At 63.8% G+C, this 20,209-nt stretch carries 18 protein-coding genes; 10 read left to right on the plus strand and 8 right to left on the minus strand.

The genetic code is table 11. The features are described from left to right. Positions 1 to 276: 276 nt before the first annotated feature. From HB630_RS09915 to HB630_RS09930, 4 genes are all read left to right on the plus strand, one after another. Entirely contained in the window at positions 277 to 3,804 is a 3,528-nt protein-coding gene (locus HB630_RS09915; RefSeq protein WP_213772064.1) for a helicase-related protein, read from the plus strand. Positions 3,805 to 3,845: 41 nt separating this feature from the next. Continuing rightward, positions 3,846 to 4,115, plus strand: coding sequence for an RNA-binding S4 domain-containing protein (locus tag HB630_RS09920; protein ID WP_213772065.1), 270 nt, complete (start codon positions 3,846 to 3,848; stop codon positions 4,113 to 4,115). Positions 4,116 to 4,269: 154 nt separating this feature from the next. After that, on the plus strand, positions 4,270 to 4,608 hold the full coding sequence (gene fdxA / locus HB630_RS09925) for a ferredoxin FdxA (RefSeq protein WP_213772066.1): 339 nt from the start codon (positions 4,270 to 4,272) through the stop codon (positions 4,606 to 4,608). Positions 4,609 to 5,146: 538 nt separating this feature from the next. Further along, on the plus strand, positions 5,147 to 5,962 hold the full coding sequence (locus tag HB630_RS09930; RefSeq protein ID WP_249780777.1) for a CarD family transcriptional regulator: 816 nt from the start codon (positions 5,147 to 5,149) through the stop codon (positions 5,960 to 5,962). A 194-nt stretch (positions 5,963 to 6,156) separates the two neighbouring features. Here the strand turns inward: HB630_RS09930 and HB630_RS09935 are convergent, their stop codons facing one another. Both HB630_RS09935 and HB630_RS09940 read right to left on the minus strand, forming a co-directional pair. Next, a complete protein-coding gene (locus HB630_RS09935; protein ID WP_213772068.1) occupies positions 6,157 to 7,584 on the minus strand; it encodes a M48 family metalloprotease in 1,428 nt (475 codons plus the stop codon). A 312-nt stretch (positions 7,585 to 7,896) separates the two neighbouring features. Then, positions 7,897 to 8,631, minus strand: a complete 735-nt coding sequence (locus HB630_RS09940) for a thermonuclease family protein (protein ID WP_249780802.1) — start codon at positions 8,629 to 8,631, stop codon at positions 7,897 to 7,899. Between the two features lie 252 nt (positions 8,632 to 8,883). Between HB630_RS09940 and HB630_RS09945 the strand changes: the two genes are divergently transcribed. From HB630_RS09945 to HB630_RS09955, 3 genes are all read left to right on the plus strand, one after another. Continuing rightward, positions 8,884 to 10,101: an ABC transporter substrate-binding protein gene (locus tag HB630_RS09945; RefSeq protein WP_213772069.1), complete on the plus strand. Its 1,218-nt coding sequence runs from the start codon at positions 8,884 to 8,886 to the stop codon at positions 10,099 to 10,101. A gap of 152 nt (positions 10,102 to 10,253) precedes the next feature. Continuing rightward, entirely contained in the window at positions 10,254 to 11,042 is a 789-nt protein-coding gene (locus HB630_RS09950; protein ID WP_213772070.1) for an enoyl-CoA hydratase, read from the plus strand. A gap of 210 nt (positions 11,043 to 11,252) precedes the next feature. Then, positions 11,253 to 12,185 carry a class I SAM-dependent methyltransferase gene (locus HB630_RS09955; protein WP_213772071.1) on the plus strand — a complete coding sequence of 311 codons (933 nt, stop codon included), beginning with the start codon at positions 11,253 to 11,255 and terminating at the stop codon, positions 12,183 to 12,185. A gap of 113 nt (positions 12,186 to 12,298) precedes the next feature. On the opposite strand, the gene HB630_RS09960 is transcribed toward HB630_RS09955, so the two are convergent. The 3 genes from HB630_RS09960 to HB630_RS09970 all read right to left on the minus strand — a co-directional run bounded on the left by HB630_RS09960 (position 12,299) and on the right by HB630_RS09970 (position 15,652). Beyond that, a complete protein-coding gene (locus HB630_RS09960; RefSeq protein ID WP_213772072.1) occupies positions 12,299 to 13,105 on the minus strand; it encodes an enoyl-CoA hydratase/isomerase family protein in 807 nt (268 codons plus the stop codon). 295 nt (positions 13,106 to 13,400) lie between these two features. Then, positions 13,401 to 14,561, minus strand: a complete 1,161-nt coding sequence (locus tag HB630_RS09965; protein WP_213772073.1) for an acyl-CoA dehydrogenase family protein — start codon at positions 14,559 to 14,561, stop codon at positions 13,401 to 13,403. A 26-nt stretch (positions 14,562 to 14,587) separates the two neighbouring features. Further along, positions 14,588 to 15,652: an acyl-CoA dehydrogenase family protein gene (locus HB630_RS09970; protein ID WP_213772074.1), complete on the minus strand. Its 1,065-nt coding sequence runs from the start codon at positions 15,650 to 15,652 to the stop codon at positions 14,588 to 14,590. A gap of 282 nt (positions 15,653 to 15,934) precedes the next feature. Between HB630_RS09970 and HB630_RS09975 the strand changes: the two genes are divergently transcribed. Next, on the plus strand, positions 15,935 to 16,717 hold the full coding sequence (locus HB630_RS09975; RefSeq protein WP_213772075.1) for an SDR family oxidoreductase: 783 nt from the start codon (positions 15,935 to 15,937) through the stop codon (positions 16,715 to 16,717). A 161-nt stretch (positions 16,718 to 16,878) separates the two neighbouring features. Here the strand turns inward: HB630_RS09975 and HB630_RS09980 are convergent, their stop codons facing one another. Further along, positions 16,879 to 17,157, minus strand: coding sequence for a GlsB/YeaQ/YmgE family stress response membrane protein (locus HB630_RS09980; RefSeq protein WP_213772076.1), 279 nt, complete (start codon positions 17,155 to 17,157; stop codon positions 16,879 to 16,881). A gap of 54 nt (positions 17,158 to 17,211) precedes the next feature. Continuing rightward, the gene (locus tag HB630_RS09985) at positions 17,212 to 17,811 is read right to left on the minus strand and encodes a YidB family protein (protein ID WP_213772077.1); all 600 of its coding nucleotides are present in this window, start codon (positions 17,809 to 17,811) and stop codon (positions 17,212 to 17,214) included. A 266-nt stretch (positions 17,812 to 18,077) separates the two neighbouring features. On the opposite strand from HB630_RS09985, the gene HB630_RS09990 reads away from it, so the two are divergent. Beyond that, the gene (locus tag HB630_RS09990; RefSeq protein ID WP_213772078.1) at positions 18,078 to 18,296 is read left to right on the plus strand and encodes a hypothetical protein; all 219 of its coding nucleotides are present in this window, start codon (positions 18,078 to 18,080) and stop codon (positions 18,294 to 18,296) included. A 53-nt stretch (positions 18,297 to 18,349) separates the two neighbouring features. On the opposite strand, the gene HB630_RS09995 is transcribed toward HB630_RS09990, so the two are convergent. Further along, positions 18,350 to 18,958, minus strand: a complete 609-nt coding sequence (locus tag HB630_RS09995; RefSeq protein ID WP_346656063.1) for a hypothetical protein — start codon at positions 18,956 to 18,958, stop codon at positions 18,350 to 18,352. A 333-nt stretch (positions 18,959 to 19,291) separates the two neighbouring features. Between HB630_RS09995 and ppk2 the strand changes: the two genes are divergently transcribed. Then, the gene (gene ppk2 / locus HB630_RS10000) at positions 19,292 to 20,209 is read left to right on the plus strand and encodes a polyphosphate kinase 2 (RefSeq protein ID WP_213772079.1); all 918 of its coding nucleotides are present in this window, start codon (positions 19,292 to 19,294) and stop codon (positions 20,207 to 20,209) included.

The following is a 20,209-nucleotide window of genomic DNA, read 5'->3' on the forward strand; positions in this document are numbered from 1 at the left end:
GCGATGATGGATGGCCAACGCGAGATGTTGCGGTGAACGAAGCAGGACATAGGGCTGAGTCAGCGATTCGGGCGCGATTTGTTCCCACCCCGTTCCAGAGCTTAAGCCACTGTCGAACAAGCGTCGCAAAGTGAGACACTTATCAAGTCAGGCGACGACAGCAGCCCGAAGCGTTTTCGAGCGAAGTGGATGCCGGTTCGCGTCAGGAAAGCGCGTCACAACAAAAGGATAAAGCCCCGCTTCTGACAGGACCAGGACCGGAGCCTCAACGAAACCATGGCCTTTTCTCCCTCAGTGGCGGCGTTCACCCAGGAACGCGCTCCCGGCGCCGGCGTCACCGCCGTGCTCGGGCCGACCAATACCGGCAAGACCCATCTCGCCATCGAGCGGATGCTGGCGCATTCGTCCGGCCTGATCGGCCTGCCGCTGCGGCTCTTGGCGCGCGAGGTCTATAACAAGATCGTCGACCGCGCCGGCGCGGAGTCCGTTGCGCTGATCACGGGCGAGGAGAAGATCAAGCCGCCGAAGGCGCGGTTCTGGGTCTCCACCGTGGAGGCGATGCCGCGCGATCTCGACGTCTCGTTTCTGGCGGTCGACGAAATCCAGATCGCGGCCGATCTCGAACGCGGCCACGTCTTCACCGACCGCATCCTCAACCGGCGCGGCCGCGACGAGACGCTGCTGTTGGGTGCGGCGACGATGCGCCCGATTATCGAGCGGCTGCTGCCGGGGGCGTCGATCGTCACCCGGCCCAGACTGTCGCAGCTCGACTATGCCGGCGACCGCAAGATCACGCGGCAGCCGCGCCGCACCGCGATCGTGGCGTTTTCGGCCGATGAAGTCTATGCGATCGCCGAACTGGTCAAACGACAGCATGGCGGGGCGGCCGTGGTGCTGGGCTCGCTAAGCCCGCGCACCCGCAATGCCCAGGTGGCGATGTTTCAGAACGGCGACGTCGATTATCTGATCGCCACCGACGCGGTCGGCATGGGGCTCAATCTCGACGTCGATCACGTCGCCTTCGCCTCCGACCGCAAATATGACGGCTATCAGTTCCGCCGCCTCAACCCGTCCGAATTCGCGCAGATCGCCGGCCGCGCCGGCCGCGCCACCCGCAACGGCACCTTCGGCACCACGGGGCGCTGCGCGCCGTTCGAGCCGGAACTGGTCAATGCGTTGCAGAACCACACTTTCGAGAGCGTGAAGATGCTGCAATGGCGCAATCCGAAGCTGGATTTCGCCTCGCTCGGCGCGTTGCAGGTCTCGCTGGCGTTGTCGCCCGCGCATGAGGCGCTGACCCGCGCGCCGATCGCGGAGGATCAGCGGGTGCTCGATCACGTCGCGCGCGACGCCGAGGTGCGCGAAATGGCGCATGGCACGGCCGCGGTGGAGCGGCTGTGGGACGCCTGCCAGATCCCGGATTACCGCAAATTGTCGCCGGCGGCGCATGCCGAACTGGTGGCCACTTTGTATGGTTTCCTGATGAAGCGCGGCCGCATTCCCGACGCCTGGTTTGCGGCCCAGGTCGATCAGGCCGATAACGCCACCGGCGATATCGACACGCTGTCGGGCCGGATCGCGCAGATCCGGACCTGGACCTTCGTGGCCAACCGGCCGGACTGGCTGGCCGACGCCGAACATTGGCAGGGGATTACACGCGACGTTGAAAATAAATTGTCCGATGCGCTGCACGAACGGCTTACGGAGCGTTTCGTTGATCGCCGGACCAGTGTATTGATGCGCCGCCTGCGGGAGAACACCATTTTGAATACCGAAATCGGCAAGACCGGCGAAGTGATCGTCGAAGGCCATGTCATCGGCCGGCTCGACGGCTTTACCTTTGCGCCCGATGCGGCGGAGGCCGGTTCCGACGCCAAAGCCTTGCAGGCGACCGCGCAAAAGGCGCTGGCCGGCGAGATCGACGCGCGTGCCGAAAAACTGGCCGAAGCCCCCGACGACCAGTTCGTGCTGGCCTCCGACGGCACGCTGCGCTGGACCGGCGATGCCGTGGCCAAGCTGGTCGCGGCCGAGGAGGCGCTGCATCCGCGCATCCGCATCATTGCCGACGAGCGCCTGAGCGGGGCGCCGCGCGAGAAGGTGCAGGCCCGGCTCGATCTGTGGCTGAAGACCCATATCGAGAAGCTGCTCGGCCCGCTGTTCGAACTGTCCAAGGCCGAGGACATCACGGGGATCGCGCGCGGCATCGCGTTCCAGATGGTCGAGGCGCTCGGCGTGCTGGAGCGGCAGAAGATCCAGGGCGAGATGAAGGATCTCGATCAGCCTTCGCGCGCAAGCTTGCGCAAATACGGCGTGCGGTTCGGCGCCTATCATATCTATTTCCCGGCGCTGTTGAAGCCCGCGGCGCGCTCGCTGGCCTCGCTGTTATGGGCCGAAAAGCAGGACAACGCCGATCTGTCGGCGCTGTCGGGCGCGCAGCATCTGGCCTCCAGCGGCCGCACCTCGTTCCCGATCGACAAGGCGCTGCCCCGCGATGCCTATCGCGTGCTCGGCTACAAGCAATGCGGCGAACGCGCGGTGCGCGTCGACATCCTGGAACGGCTCGCCGATCTCATTCGCCCGGCGCTGGCGTGGCGCGAAACCGTGTCGGGCGAAAAGCCGGCCGGTGCGTTCGACGGCCGCGGCTTTGTCGTCACCCAGGCGATGACCTCGCTCACGGGGTCGGCGGGCGAGGATTTCGCCTCGGTGCTGCGCGCGCTCGGCTATCGCATGGAGCGCCGCCCGCCACTGCCGCCGAAACCGGCCGTGGCCGAAGCGCCCGCCGCCGAAGCGGCGCCACCTGAGGTGGTGTCATCCGAGACGGCCGCACCCGACGCGGCCTCCTCCGGGATTTCCTCGCCGGAGGCGATCTCGTCGGTGTCCACCGAAGCCGACGCCATCGGCGTCGAGCCGGTTGCGGCCGCCGAGACCGGCGATATCGCTGACATCACGGAGGACGCGCCGCCGGCCGTCGAAGAGGCCCCCGCGCCGTCGGTGGCGTTGTTGCCCGATATCGCCTTCGCGCCGGTGACGGCGACAGAAGAGCCGGCGCCGGCCGATGCGCCGCAGCAGGAATCTCGGGAAGAACCTGTTGCGACCAGCGAGGCCGATGCCGCGCCGGATATGTCGTCGGGACCGGTCGCCGCCGAAACATCGGCCGAGATCGCCGCGCCGGTCGAGGCCGCTGTAACCGCTGACGCTGTCACGGAAGCGGCTCCGGAAGCGCCGGCCGAACCCGAACTGGTCGAAGTCTGGCGGCCCGGCGGGCGTTCGGAAGACCGCAGGCCGCGTCACGAGCGCCATCGCCAGCGTCATCCGGGTCCTCAGGATGGCGCACAACCCGCCGCTGCTTCGGGTGAAGCCGGCGAGGGCGACAAACGCGAGCATCACCGGCGCGGAAGGCGGCATCAGGATTTCCGCAAGCCCCGCGCCGACGCACCGGCGGAAGCCGCCGCTCAATCCCAACCCGGCGCCGAAGCTGCGACGACGACGCAAGCCCCGCGTGAGGACAAGGGCGGCCGGCGCGAACGGTTCGAAGGCAAGGGCCGGGACAGGGACGGGCGCCGGGATAAATTCCAGGGGGCTGGTAATAAGGGCCCTCATGATAATAAAGGCCCGCGCGACAAGGGTTCGCGCGACAGGGCTGGCCGCGACGGCGGCCGCGACAAGCGCGATGGCGGGCCATCGCATCGCCAGTATGCGACCAGCGCCAGCCCGCGCGAGCGCGACCGTCCGATCGATCCGAATTCGCCGTTCGCCAAGCTGGCGGCGCTGAAGGAACAGCTCGCCGCCGGCCGGAAGGATTAAGGCGTTCGAGCGAAAGCCTGCCCCGTTTCGGATGAGGTGATTTGGAGCGCCAGCGTCTGGATAAATGGTTATGGCATGCGCGGGTGGTGAAAGCCCGCGCCAGCGCCGCCGCGCTGGTCGAGGCCGGTCATGTCCGCATCAACGGCGTGCGCGAGAAGGCTCCCGGTCACGGCGTCAAGGTCGGCGACGTCGTGACGATCGGGCTCGATCATGGCGTCCGCATCCTGAAGGTCATCGGGTTTGCCGAGCGGCGGGGCGACGCGCAGGCCGCGCGCGGGCTCTACGACGAGGTACGGGAGCGGCCGGCATGACGCCTGCGGCTTTCCGGCAATTTCTTGCTTTCGGGCCGTCCCGGTCTGGCGCAGAACCGGCTGGAAACGTTTCGCGAAAGCGATCCGCTTCCCTTGCGGCTGCGGACTTCCTGCGCTAGCAAGCCACTCAAAATCGATCGTTTCGGAGTTTTGGATGACTTACGTCGTCACTGAAGCCTGCATCAAGTGCAAATATACTGACTGCGTCGAAGTCTGCCCGGTGGACTGCTTTTACGAAGGTGAGAACATGCTCGTCATCCATCCGGATGAATGCATCGATTGCGGGGTGTGCGAGCCTGAATGCCCGGCCGATGCGATCAAGCCGGATACCGAGCCGGGGCTGGAGAAATGGCTCGGGGTCAATTCCGAATACGCCAAGAACTGGCCGAATATCACCCAGAAGAAGGAATCCCCGGCGGACGCCAAGGATTTCGATGGGGTCGAAGGCAAGTTCGAGAAATATTTTTCTCCGAAGCCGGGTACCGGCGACTGATTATCGCGTTTTGAGTGCTCTGCCCCGGACCTTGGATGGCGGGATGGTTTCCGGCTCGCGCCAGGAAAGGTGCGGCAAAAAATAGAGCCTCGGTTCTGATTCCATCAAAACCGTAGCCCGGCAGGCCGCCGCGGGGACACAAAACGGTGAGCGCCAGCCGGCCTTGCTGCCCGTTCGTTTAACCCTAACAGCGGTTGATAAGACCAAAACTGCTCGCGCAGGGGCTGTGCGGAGCCGTAAATCATTGATTTTTGCGGAAAATGTGTTATATTTCATACAATGCAAGCCGAACCCGGCCATGCGTATCTTGTGGCGTAAGAGGTTCCCGTAAAAACATCGAACAGGGGCGTGGCAGTTCCGCGCGCAGGCTGTGTCACAGAAAACGCGTAAAAAGAGTGCTTCCAAGAGTTCAAAGAGTGCGAAAAAAGTCGCTGCGGCGAGCCGTGGTGCAACCAAGAGCCGTGCCCGGGCGTCTCTGACGACAAGGACCGCCCCCAAGGCTTCGGCTGCAAAGTCCTCCAAAAACAAAAGAAGCTCAATGCCCCACAAGACTGCGAAAACTGCCGGTAAAGCGACCGGATCGAAGGCCCCTGCTTCGAAGGTCGCCGCCAAGACTGCTGCACCGAAGACCGTCGCCAAGGCTCCTGTTGTCAATAAGGCTCCCGTCGTCGCCGCCAAGGCGCCCGTTGTCAACAAGGCTCCGGTGAAGCCGGTTGCCGCTGCCCCTCGCGTCGAGGAGCCGAAGAAGGTGCTGACCCAGCGCCAGGGCTTCAAGACCAGCGAATTCGTGGTTTATCCCGCGCATGGCGTCGGCCAGATCCTGGCGATCGAAGAGCAGGAGATCGCCGGCGCGAGGCTTGAGCTGTTCGTGATCAATTTCATGAAGGACAAGATGACGCTGCGGGTGCCGACCGCCAAGATCGCCAATGTCGGCATGCGCAAGCTGTCGGAGCCGGCGCTGGTCAAGAAAGCGCTGGAGACCCTGAAGGGTCGCGCGCGCGTCAAGCGCACGATGTGGTCGCGCCGGGCGCAGGAATATGAAGCCAAGATCAATTCGGGCGATATCGTCGCGATCGCGGAAGTCGTGCGCGATCTCTATCGCTCGGAGTCGCAGCCGGAGCAGTCCTACAGCGAACGTCAGCTCTATGAAGCCGCCCTCGACCGTCTGTCGCGCGAGATCGCCGTCGTGCAGCATGTGACGGAAACCGAAGCGGTCAAGGAGATCGAAGGCCAGCTCGCCAAGAGCCCGCGCCGCGGCGCCAAGGTCGAGACCGAAGCCGGCGCGGCCGACGAGGCCGATGCGGATGAGGCCGACGACGGCGACGATACCGCGGTTGCGGACGAGGCGGCGTAAGCGCTTCTTTTGCAGAATGAGAAATGAAAAGCCCGGTCCGAAAGGCCGGGCTTTTTGTTGGTTGGTTGTCATTCCGGGGCGCAAGCGGAGCGAGCGAGCCCGGAATGACGAAGTTGCTGCGCGAGATTCCCCGATGCGCAATTGCGCATCCGAGGTCTGGTCCTTCGGCCCATCCCGGAATGACAGCTACGCCGTCAATCCACCACGATCTTGACGCGATCGCGAACCTTGACCTGGGTGTGGTCGTCGAGGCCGTTGAGGACGCGGAAGCGGTCCACCGGGCGGTCGACGCCGGTCATGCGGTGCGACAGCGATTCCACGGTATCGCCGGGCTGCACGGTGATGACCTTGATGCGCAGCGGCCGCGCCGCCTGGATCTCGTCCAGCGTCAGCCGGCGGAACGAATTCACGGTCTCGCGGGCGTTGCGTTCGCTCTCGGTGGTCTTCTGCTTGGCGGCGAAGATGAAGCGGTAGACGTCGCTGCCGAAGCGCAGCGCATAGACCTTGAATTGCCAGTCGTCGGTATGCGCGCTGGCGGAGGCCGCTGGGAAACCGTTGATGGTCTGGTCCTCGATCGAGGGCTTGTCGACATTCTCCATCCAGCCGGAATTGAGATAGTCGCCGAGGCTTTGTTCCGCCGCCACCCGCACGACGTCGAAGCGCATCGCCTGCGAGCCGCCCTCGCGCACGCCGATCACGGCCTGCGCGGTATTGTCGAGCGTGAAGGTGTCGGGCGCGGTAAAGGTGAAACCGAGCTTGGGATGCAGGAAGCGGTGGCCGCGCACGAATCCTTCGCTCGGATCCTCGCCATAGACGATGTTGTCGATCGCCGCGAGATAGTCCTCGCGGTCGCGCTCGCCATTGTCGGGTGAGGCATATTGCTTCGCGCTGGCCTGGGCGCTCTGGATCCGCTCCGGCGTCGCCGGATGCGATGACAGGAAGTCCTGGGTGCGCGGATCGTCGGTCGGGGTTTTTCCTGCCTTCAGATCGGCGTTGCGCTCCATCGACGTCAGGAAACGCGACGCGCCATAGGGATCGAAATGCGCGCGCGCCGCGATACCGACGCCGATGCTATCCGCCTCGAATTCCTGCTGACGCGAAAAGCTCGCCAGCGTCAGCTTGGTCTTGGCGAGCGCCAGCGCGGTCATGTCCGGATCGTTGCCCATGTCGTTGACGACGCGGGTCACGACGGCGGCCTGGCGCGCCTGGTCCTCGCGGATCGCGGCGTGCTTGGCCAGCACATGCGCCATCTCGTGCGACAGCACCGAGGACAGTTCGGAGGTGTCGCAGGCCAGCGCGATCAGGCCGCGGGTCACGTAAAGCTGGCCGGTCGGCAGCGCGAAGGCGTTCACCGCGCCGGAATTGAGGATCGTCACCTTGTAGGCCTGGTCGGGCCGTTCGGAAGCGGCCACGAGCCGGTCGACCGTCTTGCTGATCAGCGCCTGAAGTTTGGGGTCGTCATAGGCGCCGCCATAGGATGACAGGATGCGTTCATGCTCGCGCTCGGAGGCGGGCGTCGGGGCCACCGTGCGCGCCGCGACCGCCGGCTTGGCCGGACTTGGCGCCGGGGCGGCGGTCTGGAAGCGGCCCATTTCGCCGCAGCCGGAAAGCGCGATCGCCATACACAGCAGAACGGGAGCCGCCCAAAGGTGGCAGCCTGTCCTTCCCTCGCGCCGTCCCGCTCGCTTCGACACCGCCGCCGCTCTTGTTTCCGCCGGCGAGGGTCTGATCGCTTGTCCGCGATCAAACCTCCGCTTCGGCCTCTCGTTTGGGCATCATCTTGTCCGAAAACCGGATTCCGCGTCGCGCCAACGCGGCCCGCCGGATCATGCCCTATATCGTGATCCGATCGGATTGAATCGGATCACGATTTTATCTCTTTGTCTGGGCATGACCTTTTCGGAAAACCGGTATCCACTTTTCCGGATCATGCCCTAATTTTCGTCCAGCACTTCAATTTGCCCCACCCGGAGCGCTTCAATTCGCGGTCCGCCACGGGCCTCGATAAAGCCCCGCACCCGAACGCGCCGATTTTCCAATGACTTGAGCGCAACCCCAGCGGCCTCATAGGCCGCTATCATGCGCTTTGGAATAGTCACAGCAAAGTCCCGTGTCCAGTTCCGTCCGAAATTCAGATAGGTCGTAGACCCCGCCTGCCGGACGGACAGAACCTTGCCCTCGACCAAGGTGAATCGCCCGACCCCTGCCAAAATATCGCCCGGACTTTCCGCGTTTTTTATGGCCGACGGATCGGCCCAGATCCCGCGTCTGTCCCGCCGCGCCGCCGCTTCGGTCGCCGCCAGCAGCGCGGCGCAGTCCTTGTCCATCACGTTCGCCGCGGCCAGCGCGTCGCCCTGCGCCAGCAGCGCGACCTGCACCGGCGTCTCGGACCCGTCGACAAACACGAAAGCGGGCTCGCGTCCGTAACGATCGGGCGTATCGTCGTCGCCGCGCAGCGTCACCTCGCGGCCGGCCAGGATCGCCGCCAGCGCCGCCACGCGGCTCGCCTTTGTGTCTTGGGTTGCGGCGGGCTCGATGCCGGCGAGGCGGACGTCGCGTCCATCCTGAAGGCGAAGCGTGCGGGTATCGATGATGTCAGTGACGCGTCCTTCGCCCAGCACCTCGAAGGCGCAACCCGCCGCGGCGTGCGCAGCGCCGGCCGCCACCATAAGGCCGCCGAGCGTAAGGGCCGCGCCAGCCGTGCGCCGGAATTCGATTGTTGTTGCCGACAGGAACATCACGCCATGTTCGCACAAGATTTATTTCTACAACACTTCCCGCACCGCCTGTATTCCGTTTGGAGGAAAAGATCGGGCGACCGATCTGGCCGCGGCTTGCCGCTGCCTGTCGCTTGCGGCATGATCGCAACAACAGATTTCGAGGCCGCGACAAGGCGGCCCGTTCGCAGGGGGGAAGTATTGATGAAGCGCGTGTTTTCCGGAATTGTCGCGGCGCTGCTAGCCCACGTCGCGACCGCGGCGATGGCGCAAGAGATCGCCAGGGACAAGCCGCCGCTGAAACTCGGCGGCATCCTCGACATGTCCGGTCTTTACGCCGACATCACCGGTCCGGGTGCCGAGACGGCCGCCAAAATGGCGGCGGAGGATTTCGGCGGCGAGGTGCTGGGCCGCAAGATCGAGATCATCGCCGCCGACCATCTCAACAAGGCCGACCTCGCCGCCAACATCGCCCGCGACATGTTCGACCAGCAGGGCGTCGAGATGATCTACGACGTCGCGGCGTCGGCGACCGCGCTGGCCGCCAACGAGATCGCCAAGGCGCGCAACAAGATCATCATGTTCAACGGCCCCGGCTCGATCCGCCTGACCAACGAGGCCTGCGGTCCCTACAGCGTCCACTACACGTTCGATACGTTCGCGCAGGCCAATGTGACCGGACTTGCCGCGGTGAAGTCCGGCCTCGATACTTGGTTCTTCCTGACCGCGGATTACGCCTTCGGCGCCGACCTGGAAAAGGACACCAGCAATGTCGTGCTCAAATCCGGCGGCAAGGTGCTGGGCAGCGTCCGCCATCCGCTGAACACGTCGGACTTCTCCTCCTATCTGTTGCAGGCGCAGGCCTCGAAGGTCAAGGTGATCGGGCTCGCCAATGCCGGCGGTGACACCATCAACGCCATCAAGCAGGCGGCGGAATTCGGCATCATGAAGGGCGGGCAGAAGATGTCGCCGCTGCTCGCCTTCGTGACCGACATCGACGGCGTCGGGCTGGAGACCGCACAGGGCCTGCTGCTTACCGAAGCCTTCTATTGGGACCTCAACGACGACACCCGCGCTTTCACCAAGCGCTTCATGGCGCGGACGAAGCGGCCGCCGACCTCGGCGCAGGCCGGCGTCTATTCGTCGGTCACGCATTATCTGCAAGCCGTCAAGGCCGCGGGAACCACCGACCCGGCCGCCGTCATGAAGATCATGAAGGAGACGCCGATCAACGACATGTTCGCCCAGAACGGCCGGATCCGCGAGGATGGCCGCATGGTGCATGACATGTACCTGTTCGAGGTCAAGAAGCCGTCGGAATCCAAGGGACGCTGGGACGACTACAAGCTGCTGGCGACCGTGCCCGGCAACGAGGCGTTCCAGCCGCTCGAATTGTCGCGCTGCCCGCTGGTGAAGAAATGATGGCCGAAGGCTGTTATTCCGGATGGCGCGTTAGCGCCAGACCCGGAATCCAGAAATTATCTGGCACGGCTCTATCACAGCGAGATTCCGGGTTGGACGCTTCGCATCGCCCCGGAATGACGGAGTTCTAATAACAACAAAGGCAACACCGCATGACCGACATCGTCCTGCAAAACCTCGATCAGGGTTTGCTCACCATCACCATGAACCGTCCCGACCGGCGCAACGCGCTCAATCCGGACATGACCAGGGGACTGGTCGAGGCGGCACGGCGTGCGGCCGAGGACCATGAAGTTCGCGCGGTGCTGCTCCGGGGCGCCGGCGGCACGTTCTGCGTCGGCGGCGACGTGAAGTCGATGGCGGAGGCGCGCGCGCCGCTGCCGTTCGAAGCCAAGATGGCCAATCTGCGCCGCGGCATGGAAGTCTCGCGCATTCTTCACCAGATGCAAAAGCCGGTGGTGGCGCAACTCGATGGCGCGGCGGCCGGCGCCGGGCTTTCGATCGCGCTCGCCTGCGATTTCCGCGTCGCCGGCGCCTCCTGCAAGATCACCACGGCGTTCGCCAAGGTCGGACTGTCAGGCGATTACGGCGGAACTTATTTCCTGACCCATCTGCTCGGCAGCGCGAAGGCGCGTGAGCTTTATCTGCTGTCGCCGGTGCTGACGGCGCAGGAAGCGCTCGGGCTCGGCATGGTGACCAGGGTTGTGGCCGACGCCGAGGTCGAAGCCGCAACGCATGAACTGGCGATGTCGCTGGCGCAGGGACCGTCGGTGACGCTGGGCTACATCAAGCGCAACATCAACAACGCCGAGCACCTGTCGCTGGAAGCCTGTTTCGACGCCGAGGCGATTCATCATACCCGCGCCGGCGAAACCGCGGACCATAAGGAAGCCGCCAAGGCGTTTGTCGAAAAGCGCAAGCCGGCGTTCTCAGGTCATTGATCATGATCGGGAACCTCGAGCGTGACGCGGCCATTCGCGCACCGTGGCGCGGATGACGGTCAAGCCGCGGGTTCATTCGATATGATGCGCGCAAATCTCGCCTGAAATTCTCCTAAAGAAAGCCGGTTTTTTTGCGTAGTTCCATTCTCAGGGAACGCGATCACGCGGGAACTGCATTAAAACGCGTTGTGGTTGAAGGGAGGTTTCGCAATGAACTCTCGCGTCACACCAACACAGGCTGAGATCGTTTCGCATTGCCCGTTCTGCGCCTCGGACGATATTCACGATACGCAGTTGCGTGCGCTCGAGGACAGCAGCGGGCGGCTTTATCTGGTCTATGAATGCGGTTCCTGCACCGGCCGCTTCGTGGCCGACCGGCCCGGGCGAATCGAAAAGGTCGAAGACGAGGCGGCGGACACTTTTTCATCGCCCGAACGGGTCGCCCAGCAGCGCGCGCATTTCGCCTGGAAACGGATTTTCGACGAGAACGACTACCCCTATTCGATCATTCCGCTGATCGAACGCTGGGCGCCGGGACGGCGCGTGCTGGACCTTGGATGCGGTGCCTCGCAGCTATTGCCGATGCTGATGAAGCGCGGCTTCGACGTGGTCGGCTTCGAGGGCGATCCCGCCCGCGCCCAGGTGGCGCGCGAGAACGGCGTCACCATCGTGTCCGGCGACTGGCGCAAGATCGGCGACGTGCTCGGCCCCCATCGCTTCGATTGCATCGTGTCCGATCAGGTGTTCGAGCATATGCTCGATCCCGTCGGCACCTTGCGGTCGCTCAAGGCCCTGCTCGCCGACGACGGCGTGCTGATTTTCCGCTTTCCCAACGAAGGCAGCTGGCGACGCAAGACCGAACTGGCCTGGGCCCGGCTTCGCGGCAATAACCGGCCGCTGTCCTACTTCGTCGATCACTGGAACTATTTCAACGAGCGGGCAGCGCGCATCTGTTTCTCGGCAGCCGATTACGAGGTGCTGCGGATCAAGAAGGATTTGAGCCTGCACGGGTTTCTGGTGCGGAAGGTGTTCCCGAATCTCGCGGTGGTCCCCGGCCTGCCGCAATTCATCGCGCGCACCATCGCCTCGGTCGACAGCAACGCGCTGTCGAACGGACTGACGGTGGTGTCGCGGCCGCATTGAAGGTTCCGATTGGATCCGAAGTCTTGCATCGGATTTCGTCATCCGGGTCCACGCTATCGCGTGGCCCGGAACGACGTTGGAAAAATTCACCGGCCCTTGCAGCCGGAAAAAACTCAGCGTGCCTTGAAATTGGCGACGCGGCGTTCCGCGGTGGCCTTGATGCCTTCCTTGAAGTCCTCGGTGGTACGGAGCCGGGTCTGCTCGGCGAGTTCGTGGTTGGTGGCGGCGAGCACACGGTCGGCGAGGCCGGCGCGCATGGTGGCGCGGGTCGCAAGCAGGCCGAGCGGCGAGCATTCGGCGATTTCGCCGGCGAGTTTCAACGCTGCGGCGCGGACCTGATCCTGCGGCACCAGTTCATTGGCAAGGCCCCATCGATAGGCTTCTTCTCCGGTGACGCGGCGGCTGGTGTAGAACATCAGTTCCGCATTGTTCTTGCCGATCAGTTCGGGAAGCGTCGCGGTCAGACCGAAACCCGGATGGAATCCGAGCTTGGTGAAATTCGCGGAAAAGCGCGTCTCGGGGCAGGCGACGCGGAAATCCGCCGAGATTGCCAGCCCCAGCCCGCCGCCGATGGCCGCGCCCTGGACTGCCGCGACGATCGGCTTCTGGTTGCGGAAGATACGCACCGCCTGGATGTAGAGATGGTTGATCGAGCCAAGGCCGTCGGCCGGATCACCTTTGGCTTCGCTGGCGTCCTGTTCCTGCGGCGCCGGATCGTTGAAATTGGCGCCGGCGCAGAACGCCTTGCCCTGGGCGGCGAGCACGGAAGAGCGGATTTCGATGTCGCGATCGAATTCCTCCAGTGCGTCGGCGATCTGGTTGATCAGCGAGATGTCGAAGAAATTCAACGGCGGCCGCCGGATTTCAATCAGGCCGACATGGCCGTGCTTCTCGATGCCGATATCCTTGTAGGTGCTCATATGGTGGTCTCCGTGGATTTCAAATCTCTCTGCAGCGGTGCTGTGCTCCCCCTCACACCTAATTCGGGTTTACCCGAGTTAGGATTTTATATTATCGAAGTCGGATAAGTCCGACTTCGATGGGAGAGGACCGGGGTGAGGAGTTACGGTCTATCGTTGGTCTGTAACCCCTCACCCGGCGCTAAAGCGCCGATCTCTCCCAAAGGGAGAGGTTGGAAAAGTGTGCGTCGCTCCAGATTCTTGTTTTGACGCGTTTTCTTCACGCGAACCGGTATCCACTTCGCTCAAAAACGCTCTACCGCAAGCCGAGCCCGCGCGCGATGATGCCGCGCAGCACTTCGGTGGTGCCGCCCTGGATCGTCAGCTTGGGCGCGGTCTTGATCGCGAACGACAATTGGTGTTCCAGCGTCGCGCGGTTGCTCGCCTCCTCCTCGACAAAGGCGGCGAGATCGCGAACCCGCTGCGGCAATTGCTGCTCCCACACCGTGCCGATATCCTTGACGATCGAGGCTTCCACCACCGGCTCTTTGCCGGCTTGCAGCATGCCCGCCACCGAAACCGACATCCGCCGCATGGTGTGCAGTTGCGCGACCAGACGCCCGATGCCTTCGGCGCTGCGGGTATCCGGATTCTTTCCGACCGCGCGGACCAGTTCGGTGAGCACGTAATAGGTTTCCAGGAAACGCTCCGGTCCGGAGCGCTCATAGGCGAGCTCGCTGGTTGCCTGTTTCCAGGCGCCGTCGATCTCGCCCAGCACATAATCGTCAGGAACGAAGGCGTCGGTGAACACCACCTCGTTGAACTCGAATTGCCCGGTGATCTGGCCGATCGGGTTCACCTTGATGCCCGGTGTCTTCATGTCGACCAGGAACTGGGTCAGGCCGTGGCGGCGGTTCTCCTTGGTCGGCGGCGAGGTGCGGAAGATCGCGATCATGTAATCGGCCATATGCGCCGAGGTGGTCCAGACTTTGCTGCCGTTGATCAGATAGCCGCCGTCGGTTTTGGTCGCCTTGGTCTTCGCCGCGAACAGGTCGGAGCCGGAATTGGGTTCGCTCATGCCGATCGCGAAACAAAGCTCACCGCGGCAGATGCGCGGCAGGATGTCCAGCTTGACGTGCTCGGGCGCGTATTTCAGCAGCACCGGGCCGCTCTGCCGGTCGGCGACGAAGAAGCGCCGTGTCGGGGCGTTGGCGACGCGCATTTCCTCGGTCACCACGTAGCGTTCGAGGAACGAACGCTCATGGCCGCCATATCTCTTCGGCCAGGTCATGCCGAGCCAGCCGCGTTCGCCGACCCGGCGGGAAAATTCCGGCGCGTCGGCATCCTCGCGGTCGGGCTGATGCGGATCGAAGGTGCCGGCGGCGATCTCCTCGGCGAGGAAGGCGCGCACTTCCTTGCGCAAGGTCTCGCATTCGCTCGGCAGTCGGATCGGATCGAAACGAAGGGCTGCGGTCATTTTAAAGGCTCGACTTTCTCAGGATATCAGCGCGCCGCGACCAGCGGCCACAATTCGTCGGCGCCGCGCGCCGCGACCCGTTTGCCGAGTTCAACCGCCCAATAGCTTTCGGAGCCGAAATCATCGCGCCAGGCCAGCGCACGCAGCGAATAGCGGTGCAGGATGTGCTCGGTCGTGAAGCCGATCGCGCCGTGGACCTGATGGGCGATGCTGCCGCCTTTTTCGGCAGCTTCCGCGCAACGGATTTTTGCGGATGCGGCTTCGAGGAAGATCTCGTCGTTGAAAGCGGTCGCGTTGGCGATCGCGTCCGCGGCCGAGGTCGCGGCCGCCAGCGCCGCCGCCGATTCGCCGGCGAGCCGCGCCAGATTGTGCTGTACCGCCTGGAATTTCGCGATCTTCTTTTCGAACGCGACGCGCTCGCCGGCGTAGCGCACGCTGATGTCGAGGATCGATTCCAGGCTGCCCGCGATTTGCAGGCTGCGCGCCACCCCGCCCATCAGCATCAGGCTGTTCTGGTCAAAATCCTTCGGTGCGGGCTTGATCGCGGACGGCCGGGCCTTGTCGAAGGTCACGGTATCGCTGTTGTCGCCGCCCAGCCCGAGGCCGGCTTCGATCCGGGCCGCCGCCGCCTCGACCAGCGCGATCGAGGCGCCGTTGCTGCCGGTTGCCAGCACGGCGATGTGCCGGGCGTCCTTGGCAAAGGGAATGCCGCGCGCGCGGCCGGACAGGGTGCCGTCGGGGTTCAGCGCGATGCGGTCTTTTGGATTGGCCGGCGCGACCGTCATCGCGCCGTCCGGCGAGGTGATCCCGGCTTGCGACAACAGCCATCCCGCCAGCATGGTCTCGGCCAGCGGCACGGCGAGGGCAAAGCGCCCGGCGGCGCTCAGCACGCTGAATCCTTCGGCCAGGCTCGCGCCCGAGCCGCCGCAATCTTCCGGGACCCACGACAGCGGCAATCCGGCTTCGGTCAGCGCCCGCCACAGCGGTTCTTTCCAACGGCCTTCCTTGTCATGATTGATGGTCTGGGTGTCGGCGAGATCGGCGAAAATCTTTTCCGCGGTCTCGGCAACAATATTCTCACTCTCCGCCACAGCGTTCCTCGTTACGATCCGCATCGCCCGGCGCTCTGCGGGGTGGTCCCGCCGGGTTTCGGATGACGCCTCTTGTTGCATGGCATGATGGGGAAAAGCCACCCGCATGACAAGCGCCGGTGGTCGCAGGGCGGCCTGCGAGACCGGCATAAGTCACAGTCGCAACTGGATTAATTCCGCAGAGCGAACTTTGATGGATTCGCGGGCAATCCGCCGCACAATATGGTAGACCGCGCCGACGCGGCGGATGGGACTGCCCAAGATCAGATAGGGGAAGTGCGGATGTCGAAGGATGGTTTGTGCGCGATTATCACCGGTTCTGCGTCCGGCCTCGGGGCTGCGACCGCAGCCATGCTGGCCAAGGATGGTGCGCGCATCGTCATCAATTACGCATCGAGCCAGAAGGAAGCCGAACAGACCGCCGATCTCTGCCGCAGCGAGGGCGGCGAGGTCGTGGTCGTGCAGGGTGACGTATCGCGTGACGAGGACTGCCGCAAGATCGTCGCGGCGGCGGCGCCCTGGGGACGCCTTGATGCCCTGATCAACAATGCCGGCATCACCAAGCACATGGTGCATGACAATCTCGACGGCCTGTCGGCGGAGGATTTCCAGCGGCTGTTCGGCGTCAACACCATCGGCCCGTTCCAGATGGTCCGGGCGGCGCGAGGCCTGCTGGAAGCGGGCGCCAAGGCGTCCGGCCTTGCCGCGTCGGTGGTCAACGTGTCGTCGGTCGCCGGCATCAGCGGCATCGGCTCGTCGGTCGCCTATGCCGCGAGCAAGGGTGCGCTCAACACCATGACCCAGTCGCTGGCCCGGGCGTTGGCGCCGCTGATCCGCGTCAACGCCGTCTGTCCCGGCTATATCGACACGCCGTGGTTCACCAAGGGACGCGGTGTCGAGGGCGCGGCCAAGGTGCGCGATGCCGTGGTCGCGAAAGTGCCGCTCAAGCGCGCTTCAACGGCCGACGATGTCGCCAACCTCGTCTATTTCCTCGCCACGCCGCGATCGAGCAACGTGACCGGCGAGATGATGCGGATCGACGCCGGCGCGCATCTGATTACGTGAGGGTTTAAGTTGTTATTGTGGGTCCGTGCCTGAAGGCGCATTCTGGAATGACGGTCGAGCCTGCTCTGTTCTGATTCAATCAGAACCATGCTCTCATATATTGTTTGACGCGTTTTCTTGACGCGAACCGGAATCCGCTTCGCTCGAAAACGCTATGGCCGTCACTTATTTCCCAGGTCGGGAATCACGCGGCTCGCCACCAGCCGGTTCCAGATGAACAGCACCACCAGTGCGCCGATGGTGGCGGTGATGAAGCCCGCGCCCTGATCGGGACCGTAATGGCCGATCAACTGGCCGATGAAGGTCGCCAGAAACGCGCCGGCAATGCCGAGGATGGTGGTGAGGATGAAGCCGCTTGGATTGTTCGGGCCCGGCGAGAGCAGGCGCGCGATAATCCCGGCGACGAAGCCGACAATAATGATCCAGAGAATTCCGCTCATGGCAATCATCCTTTCCTGAACAGGCAGCTAAAAAAGCCGGCTATTTTTTTCGCGTCAAAGCCGTCCGGACAGTTCGTTGTCGGTCGGCAGCCGTCCGTCCGGCGTCAGATGATGGATCGCGCCGGGCAGATATTGGCTGAGGCCCTGGAGCAGTTCGTCGCGCGACAGGCCGCTTTGCGCCGACAGATGGTCGATCTGATCCGCGCCGAGCGCGTTGGCGAGATCGCCCGGCGAAATCGGCTTGTTGGGGCCATTGCCGACCCATGAATTGGCGGTTTCGCCGTGGCCGTTCTGCTGAAGTTGCTTGAGCAGGTCGCCGAGTCCGCCGCTGATGACGCTTCCCGCGGCGCCGCCGGCGAGCAAGCCGCCGAGACCGCCCGAAAGAACGTTGCCAAGGCTACCGCCAAGACCACCACCACTAAGACCGCCGCCCGCTACGTTGCCGGGCAGTGAGGTAGGCGCGGGCGATGAAGGCGCGGATTGCGGCGCCGCGCCGGGCTGGCTTGCGGTGAGATGTTTGAAGGCCTTCCAGGCCAGCAGGCCGAGGATCGCCATGGTCATCGGCGACATTCCTCCGCCGGACGATTGGTCGCTTGGGGTGCTCGGACCGCGCGGGCCGTTCTGCATGCCGTTGAGTACGTCGAGTAAACCCATGGTTCTCTCCTGCCGCTCGCGTGTCAGCCCCGTGCGAAAACATAACGGCACGTCATGACGGTTACAAGGCGCGGCTGCGCGCCGGCGGCGGGCGGCCGTACGAGCGCCGTGGCCGAAAACCCTGCTAAACAAAGTCCCAGGCGATTATTTCCAAGGCTTCCAAACGCAGTTGCCAACGAAAATTCCAAAGGAAAATTCCAAAACCAATTATGCCAAACATTTAACGGAATTCGGAAATGATTCTGAACCGAGCACGGAGACAGGGCATGAAACGAGTTTGCACGGCTTGCGCCGGTGCGGCCTTTGGGCTGCTCGCCTTGGCGGTGACGGCGAACGCCGCGCCGCCGACCGTGACGCCATCGCCGGGGTATGATGCGAGATTGCAGGAGCAGCGGGCCGCGCCTCTGAATTGGGATGCGGCGCCCGCGCTGGCCCCGCGGGTTCACCGGCGCCGCGTCAGGAGAACGCACCACGTTTCGCATTGACCGGCGCCGCTGCGGCCGGGATGACTGGCGATCACGGATGACGGCGACGCGATTCAGCCGCGCTTGGCTTTGCTCGCGGTCGAGCCGAACAGCATCTTCTTCAGATCGCTGATGCGTTCGGAAAGCCGCGGCCATTGGCAGGAGAACGTATGCTGCGCGCAATAGCGCGCCCTGGCCAGCATCTTCGAATTGGCGGCGACGGCCAGCGGCTTGTTGGGCGCCTGCACCGGCAGCGGAACCCTGGCTGGCTCATTTTTGAAGATGGCCTGCTGCAATTCTTGCTGCTGCTGTTGTTTCGCGGCGAATGCGGCGGCGATGTTGTCGCGACGCTGCCGATCGAGAAATTCGGTATATTGCTCGTCGATATGCTTCTGCTCCTCCGGCGTCGGATTGGGACCGGCGATGTCGAAGCTGCGGTTCTGCATGAAGTCGTAATAGGTGTAGCCGCCGCTGGGCTTGCGGCGTCCGGCGAACTTCGCGTTGCATTGGGTCAGCGCCGAAGTCTTGTCCTCCTTGGTCGCGGCCTTCTCGGCTGCGTCGGCGCACTCCTCGAAGTCCTTTGGCGTATGCGACCACCATTGCGCATGCGTCAGCGACGGTTGCAACAATATGCAACCAACCACCGCAGCGATCGGCAAGGCGGGCCAACGCAATGTAATCACGGACAAATTTCCCCAGACGGGTCAAAACGGCCGCGATAGCCCGGCCGCCGCGACGTTAGCCAATTGTCGCCATTATTCGCCGATTTGTCACCGGGTACCGGATGTTTTTCCCGGCCGAGTTGCGAGAATTTTTTACCCCGTGTGGTGGGTGAAACACATCCCCATCGGCCTCCATCTCCGCCCTGATGTCGGTTTTGGCGCGCCCTGCCGCCGGTCATGGCCGGATTGCAAACGGCCATTCCGCCGGAACCGGATCCTGTCACAACGCCGTCACCGGTCATGGAAATTGTGCGGCGCGAACCGCATGGAATTGCCAATGGAGGACTCCTGAAGATGAGCCATTCCGACATCACCAGCGATGAAGCCCTGCGCGCGCGGATCGACGCCGACATGCGGGACAGCCTCGACGAAGAGCTCGAAATGGAATTCGACGAAAGCCGGCTGGAGCCATTCCAGGCCGGCGATGAAACGCGCGAGACCCTGGATCGTGACGTCTATTTCAGGGAGCTGTTCCGGCTCCAGGGCGAACTGGTCAAGCTGCAAAGCTGGGTCCAGCACCACAAGCTCAAGGTCGCGGTCCTGTTCGAAGGACGCGACTCCGCCGGCAAGGGTGGTGTCATCAAGCGCATCACCCAGCGTCTCAATCCGCGCATCTGCCGCGTCGCCGCGCTTCCGGCGCCGAACGAGCGCGAGCGCACGCAATGGTATTTCCAGCGCTATGTCGCGCATCTTCCCGCGGGCGGGGAAATCGTACTGTTCGACCGTTCCTGGTACAACCGTGCCGGCGTCGAGAAGGTGATGGGCTTCTGCAACGACGAGCAGTACGAGGAGTTTTTCCGTTCGGTGCCGGACTTCGAGCGGATGCTGGTGCGGTCGGGCATCGTGCTGCTCAAATACTGGTTCTCCATCACCGACGAAGAGCAGCAATTCCGCTTCCTGATGCGGATCCAGGATCCGCTCAAGCAATGGAAGCTGAGCCCGATGGACGTGCAGGCCAGGGCGCGCTGGGAGCAATACACAAAGGCCAAGGAAATCATGCTGCGGCGGACGCACGCGCCCGAGGCGCCGTGGTGGGTGGTCGAGGCCGTGGACAAGAAACGGGCGCGGCTCAACTGCATCTCGCATTTTCTCAGCCAGATTCCCTATCAGGAAGTCCCGCACGAACAGGTGGTCCTGCCGGAACGCGTCCACAATCCGGCCTACCACCGCGATCAAATCCCGCCCGACATGTACGTTCCGGCGATCTATTGA

The organism is Bradyrhizobium sp. dw_78 (genome assembly GCF_018449525.1).
In the GTDB taxonomy this organism is placed as follows: domain Bacteria; phylum Pseudomonadota; class Alphaproteobacteria; order Rhizobiales; family Xanthobacteraceae; genus Bradyrhizobium.